This is a genomic window from Bacillus sp. 205(2023) (assembly GCF_037027485.1).
Classification (GTDB): domain Bacteria; phylum Bacillota; class Bacilli; order Bacillales; family Bacillaceae; genus Bacillus; species Bacillus halotolerans.
This window is the reverse complement of sequence record NZ_JAXCHF010000057.1, coordinates 1-208: the sequence shown is the minus strand read 5'-3', so window position 1 is coordinate 208 and position 208 is coordinate 1. Positions and strand designations below refer to the sequence as shown.

Genomic DNA, 208 nt, shown 5'->3' with positions numbered 1-208 from the left:
ACTATGTGATATCTTGTGTTACTAATTGAATGTGATGTCTACTGTTATCTAGTTTTCAAAGAACACGTTTCGAAGGAATGATCCTTCAAAACTAAACAAGACAGGGAACGTTCTGTTTATAAGACCCGAGGTCTTATATTCCGTAAATATCCTTAGAAAGGAGGTGATCCAGCCGCACCTTCCGATACGGCTACCTTGTTACGACTTC

1 rRNA gene is annotated in these 208 nt (G+C 39.4%); it reads right to left on the bottom strand.

Features of this window, described 5'->3' with window-relative positions:
• Positions 1–156 precede the first annotated feature (156 nt).
• Positions 157–208, bottom strand: a 16S ribosomal RNA gene (locus WA325_RS21540); the annotation flags it as partial.